The 5,525-nt window shown below is 61.3% G+C and carries 5 protein-coding genes and 1 pseudogene; all 6 read left to right on the top strand.

Annotated features, from left to right (window positions below; all coding sequences use genetic code 11):
* Window positions 1-21: 21 nt before the first annotated feature.
* Window positions 22-948 carry a GTPase Era gene (gene era, locus EN964_RS22710; protein WP_127276751.1) on the top strand — a complete coding sequence of 309 codons (927 nt, stop codon included), beginning with the start codon at window positions 22-24 and terminating at the stop codon, window positions 946-948.
* Between the two features lie 5 nt (window positions 949-953).
* Complete coding sequence (locus tag EN964_RS22705) at window positions 954-1,847, top strand: aminoglycoside phosphotransferase family protein (RefSeq protein WP_127267162.1); 894 nt, start codon at window positions 954-956, stop codon at window positions 1,845-1,847.
* A gap of 736 nt (window positions 1,848-2,583) precedes the next feature.
* Window positions 2,584-3,720 carry a porin gene (locus EN964_RS22700; RefSeq protein WP_127271628.1) on the top strand — a complete coding sequence of 379 codons (1,137 nt, stop codon included), beginning with the start codon at window positions 2,584-2,586 and terminating at the stop codon, window positions 3,718-3,720.
* A gap of 132 nt (window positions 3,721-3,852) precedes the next feature.
* Window positions 3,853-4,629: a DNA repair protein RecO gene (gene recO / locus EN964_RS22695; RefSeq protein ID WP_127269263.1), complete on the top strand. Its 777-nt coding sequence runs from the start codon at window positions 3,853-3,855 to the stop codon at window positions 4,627-4,629.
* Window positions 4,626-5,144 (top strand): PaaI family thioesterase, encoded by a 519-nt coding sequence (locus EN964_RS22690; protein ID WP_127276749.1) that lies wholly within the window; start codon window positions 4,626-4,628, stop codon window positions 5,142-5,144. Before recO ends, EN964_RS22690 begins: the two co-directional genes overlap by 4 nt.
* A 112-nt stretch (window positions 5,145-5,256) precedes the next feature.
* Window positions 5,257-5,525: pseudogene (locus EN964_RS22685) on the top strand (DUF2339 domain-containing protein); the annotation flags it as partial.

Genomic DNA, 5,525 nt, shown 5'->3' with positions numbered 1-5,525 from the left:
CTCCAGTGAAGGGAGTGCGGCATGACCGCTACCGAAGAGCCGGCGACCGCAGCCGCCGCCACGCATTCCGGTTTTGTCGCGCTGATCGGCGCGCCCAATGCGGGCAAGTCGACGCTGGTCAACCAATTGGTGGGCGCCAAGGTGTCGATCGTCACCCACAAGGTGCAGACGACCCGCGCCATCGTGCGCGGCGTCGCCACGCATGACAATGCGCAGATCGTTTTTGTCGACACGCCCGGCATCTTCAAGCCGAAGCGGAGGCTCGACACGGCGACGGTGACCACCGCCTGGGGCGGGGCCAAGGACGCCGACATCGTGCTGCTTTTGATCGATGCCGAACGCGGCATCAGGGGCGACGCCGACGCCATCCTCGAACGGCTGAAGGATGTGCGCCAGCCGATGGTGCTGATCCTCAATAAGGTCGACCGCGTCAAGCACGAAGCGCTGCTCGCTCTGTCGGCGGCAGCGAACGAAAGGGTGCCGTTCAAGCGCACCTTCATGGTGTCGGCGCTGACCGGTTCCGGCTGCAAGGACGTGCTCGATTATCTGGCCGAGGCTCTGCCGGTCGGCCCCTGGTACTATCCGGAAGACCAGATCTCGGACCTGCCGATGCGCCAGCTCGCGGCCGAGATCACGCGCGAGAAGCTGTATCTAAGGCTGCATCAGGAACTGCCCTATTCCTCGCATATCGAGACCGAGAAATGGGAAGAGAAGCCGGATGGCTCGGTGCGCATCGACCAGACCATCTATGTTGAGCGCGACAGCCAGAAGAAGATCGTTCTTGGCCACAAGGGCGAGACAATCCGCGCCATCGGCCAGGCGGCACGCATGGAGATAGCGGGCATCCTCGAACAGAAGGTGCACCTGTTCCTGTTCGTCAAGGTGCGCGAGAACTGGGGCGACGACCCTGAGCGCTATCGCGAGATGGGGCTCGAGTTTCCGCGCTAGGCTCGATGGTCAGCAAGCCGAACATCGACATAGCGCTTGTCAGCCGATTGATCGCCACGCAGTTTCCCCGTTGGAAGGAGCTTGCGGTCAGGCCCGTCGAGTTTGGCGGCTGGGACAACAGGACCTTTCATCTCGGCGACGAGATGACCGTGCGGCTGCCAAGCGCCGCGGCCTATTCCCTGCAGGTGGAAAAGGAGCATCGCTGGCTGCCGAGGCTCGCACCTCTGTTGCCGCTGCCGATCCCGGTGCCGCTGGCGATGGGAGTTCCGGCCGAAAGCTATCCCTGGCACTGGTCCGTTTACCGCTGGATCGAAGGCGAGACGGCAGAGCGCGAGCGTATCGCCAGCTTGCCGCGATTCGCGACCGACCTGGCCGCGTTCCTGGTCGCCTTGCAAAGGATCGATGCCACTGGCGGACCGGCGCCGGGACAACACAACTTCTTTCGCGGCGGAGCACTCAGCGTCTACGATGGCGAAACCCGGCAAGCGATTGCAGCCCTCGACGGCAAGATCGATACGGTCGCAGCCCGCGCGGTGTGGGAGGCAGCACTTGCCGCGCCATGGCACGGTGCGCCGGTCTGGTTCCACGGCGACGTCAGTTGCGGAAACCTGCTGGTCAGGCAAGGCCGGTTGGGCGCGGTGATCGACTTCGGAACCTCCGGCGTTGGCGATCCCGCCTGCGATCTGGCGATTGCCTGGACATTGTTTGAAGGCAAAAGCCGGGAGGCGTTTCGCGCCGGCCTTCCAGCCGATGAGGCGATGTGGGCGCGTGGTCGTGGCTGGACGCTTTGGAAGGCGCTGATCACGGTAGCTGGACAGATCGACGTCTACCCTGTCGAGGTTGAAAAATCCCGTCATGTGATCGATGAGGTGCTTGCCGATCACGCGCGGCGGGGGTGAGGCGCCAAACGTTCAAGGCGCTCTCGCCCACCAGATCCTGATCCTGTCGCCGATCCATCCGCCCCGTATGGCGCGACCAGGGACATTCTGGCCGAGGCGATGCTTTCCCGGACCTATGCGTGCCCACCCGCCTGATCGAGGCGGGGGGAGGGCATCGCCTGCGTCGTTCAGGTCGACTGAGAGGGCGTCACGGAGGAATCGTTTTTCAACGGCTGGCTGCTGTCACAATCGGCGACACGACGGCACTCCAGGAAGTTTCGACCGCCTTGGAGGGGGCAGACACCCTTGGAAGCGTCATCCCGCTTTTCGCCTCGGTATCAGAGCGGGATTTGCAGATGGGCGTTATCTGGCAACAGAAGGGGAGGCGGCAAGAATCAAATAAATTTCGACAGAATTGAGGTATATTTTGCGTATTATGCTGCCATTTTGGAAATATAACACGTTATCAGTATAGTTAGACGCGAAAGTATCCGTATATGTATTTAATAAATGACATTGTGCCATTTGTGCCGCTCGTCGGATTATCAAGTGTTATTTGTGCAACACGGCATTAATCTGTTTGTGGAATTGTAATTATTCCGGAAATCGTCATTGAAGGCAGATGAACGATGGGTATGTTCGCCGCTGAAAAGGGCGAGCGGTGTGAGCCTTTTTCGTTGTGGGGGTGAGGCGGGAAAACATTGCCGCCAGCCACAAATCCGAAGCCATTTATAACTATGACTGGAGAGGTCAGAAAATGAACATCAAGAGCCTCCTTCTCGGCTCAGCCGCGGCCCTGATCGCGGTCAGCGGCGCGCGCGCCGCCGACGCTGTCGTCGTCGCCGAACCGGAACCGGCCGAATACGTCAAGATCTGCGACGTCTACGGCGCCGGTTACTTCTACATTCCGGGCACCGAGACCTGCCTGCGCATCGGCGGCTATCTGCGCTATGACATGGGCGCTGGCGATTCCGGCGCGCTGGATGGCGCCAATAACGTTCCGGATACCGAGGACGGCGACAGCAACGATACCTGGTATAAGAACATGCGTTTCACGCTGAGGACTTATACCGGCCAGGAAACCGAGCTCGGCACGTTGAAGACCTTTACCGAGACTCGCTTTCAATTCGGCAACAGCAGCGGCAACTATGAGACTAGTGGCTCTGGCTGGCAGGCCGGCAACAAGGCCACCAGCCTCAATTTCGCCTGGATCCAGCTCGGTGGCCTGCGCGTCGGTAAGGATGAAACGGTATACGATCAGTTCATCGGTTATGCCGGCAACGTCATCCAGGACACGCTCATCCCGTATGGTGTCAAGGATACCAATCTCATCAGCTACTACTTCGACGCAGGCAGCGGCTTCACGGGCGTGGTCTCGCTCGAAGAAGGCACCGGCGTCAACACGATCGACAGCTATGTTCCGCATGTCGTCGGCGGTTTGAAGTACAAGGGCGACTGGGGTGCGATCACCGGCGTCGTGGCCTATGACAGCAATTATGAGGAAGTGTCCGGCAAGGTCCGTTTGGACGTCAACGTCAGCAAGGAACTGACGCTGTTCGTCATGGGCGGCTACGGCACCAACGACAACATCAACGACTTCGGCACAGGCCGTACCCAATACAAGCCATGGGGCGGAAACTGGGCGATCTGGGGCGGCGGCACCTACAAGTTCAACGACAAGACCTCGTTCAACGCCCAGGTCTCCTATGACGACTGGAAGAACCTCGGCGTCGCGGCCAACGTGGCCTATACCATTGTGCCCGGCTTTACGATCACGACTGAAGTCGATTACCTCAATGCAGGAAAATTCGACGACTTGGACTTCAACAACTGGACGAAGGCCGACAAGAAGAGCAGCGTCGGCGGCATCGTTCGCTTCCAGCGCAATTTCTAACGGATCGACTGACCCCACCAGCCCGCCCGCAGCACATCGCTGCGGGCGGTTTTTTATGCATTGGCATGAGAGTTACCCGGGGGCCAAGCCCATACCTTGATTTCGCCACCCGATCGGTGAAAAGCTCCTGAAATGGAATGGCGCGACGAGGGAATCATTCTCGGCACCCGCAAGCATGGCGAAACCAGCGCCATTCTCGAGGTGTTGACGCGAGCGCATGGCCGTCATCTCGGCCTTGTTCGTGGCGGCCGTTCGCGCAAGCAGCAGCCTGTGCTCCAGCCCGGCAACCGTGTCGACCTGTTGTGGCGAGCGCGCCTTGACGAGCACCTCGGCACGTTCCAGGCCGAGGCGATCGAGATGAACGCGGCCCGGTTGATGGACAGCGCCTTTGCCGTCTACGGATTGCAGACCATGGCCGCGCATCTGCGCCTGCTGCCCGAGCGCGACGCGCATGAAGGTCTCTACGAAACGCTTGCCGTGATGATCGTCCATCTCGACGACGCCGACGTTGCCGGCGAACTGGTGGCGCGCTTCGAGCTTCTGGTGCTGGACGAACTCGGCTTCGGCCTCGATCTCAGCCAATGCGCCGCCACCGGCACGCGACAGGACCTGGCCTATGTCTCACCGAAGTCGGGACGTGCGGTATCGCGCGAAGCCGGTTTGCCGTGGCGCGACAAGATGCTGGCTCTGCCGGCCTTCCTGCAGCGCGGCTCCGGCCTGCGCGCCGATGCGGCTGATGTCGACGACGCCTTCCGGCTCACCGGCTTCTTCTTCAACCGCCACGTCTATGAGCCGCGCGGCATCGAGCCGCCGGACGCTCGTACCGGCTTCCTCGCCGCCTTGCGCAAACATCACGCGCGCGGCAAGGCCATAGCTGGCGAAGACGCAGCCAGAGAAATCATCACATGAGCGAGGTCGAACTTTATCCTGGCCGGGTCTCACCGCTCGGCCTCGGCACCATGCCGCACGCCGACATCCTGAAATACACCGGTTTGGAATTGCTGCAGCGCATCGTCGACGGCAAGTATCCGGCGCCGCCGATTTCCTTCCAGCTGAATTTCACTCTCACCGAAGTCTCGGAAGGGCGCGCTGTCTTTCGTGGCATGCCGAGCGAGCGCCATCTCAATCCGCTGGGCAGCGTGCATGGCGGCTGGGCGGCGACGCTGCTCGATTCGGCGCTGGCCTGTGCCGTGCAGACGCTGCTCGAAAAGGGCGAGGCCTATACCACGGCGGAGTTCAAGGTGAATTTGACGCGTCCCAGCACGCCGAAGACCGGCGAGGTGGTGTGCGAGGGCAGGGTTGTTCACAAGGGCCGCACGTTGGCGGTGTCGGAAGCGACGCTGAAGGATGCCGGCGGCAAGCTGCTGGCTTTCGGCACCGAAACATGCTCGATCTTTCCGGCCGCCAATCTGGCGGCGCGTTGACTGGCGGCGCATTGAGTTTTCCGAGCTTGGATTTTCTGGCCGTTTGGCCGCCGCATTTGAATGTCAGTAAGACGAATGTCAGTGAAAACTGGCCTGGTTTGGGGGAACCGCCATGTTTGAAAGCCTGATCGGCCTTGTCGCCATCATCGCCTTGTTCGTCATCATTTCGCGCCAGCAGAGCCGCATCGGCCTTGTCGAGCGTGAACTAGGCGCGCTGCGCAGCCTGGTCCTTTCCGGTGCCGTGCCGCCTGCGGCCAAGTCCTCCGAACAGGTGGACGACAACGCGCCCGCCGACATGGCTCCGGACGCAGCGGCTGCGACCGATATCGTTCCGCCGGAGGTAAGCGCAGCGGTCACCGTCCCGGCGCCAGCCACGGACAC

Source organism: Mesorhizobium sp. M7A.F.Ca.CA.001.10.2.1 (genome assembly GCF_003998575.1).
GTDB lineage: Bacteria > Pseudomonadota > Alphaproteobacteria > Rhizobiales > Rhizobiaceae > Mesorhizobium.
This window is presented reverse-complemented; position numbering and strand designations above follow the sequence as displayed.

Bases quoted from the DNA above. Each gene is read 5' to 3' on its own strand.
- era (WP_127276751.1), top strand. From the start codon at position 22: ATGACCGCTACCGAAGAGCCGGCGACCGCAGCCGCCGCCACGCATTCC.
- EN964_RS22705 (WP_127267162.1), top strand. From the start codon at position 954: ATGGTCAGCAAGCCGAACATCGACATAGCGCTTGTCAGCCGATTGATC.
- EN964_RS22700 (WP_127271628.1), top strand. From the start codon at position 2,584: ATGAACATCAAGAGCCTCCTTCTCGGCTCAGCCGCGGCCCTGATCGCG.
- recO (WP_127269263.1), top strand. From the start codon at position 3,853: ATGGAATGGCGCGACGAGGGAATCATTCTCGGCACCCGCAAGCATGGC.
- EN964_RS22690 (WP_127276749.1), top strand. From the start codon at position 4,626: ATGAGCGAGGTCGAACTTTATCCTGGCCGGGTCTCACCGCTCGGCCTC.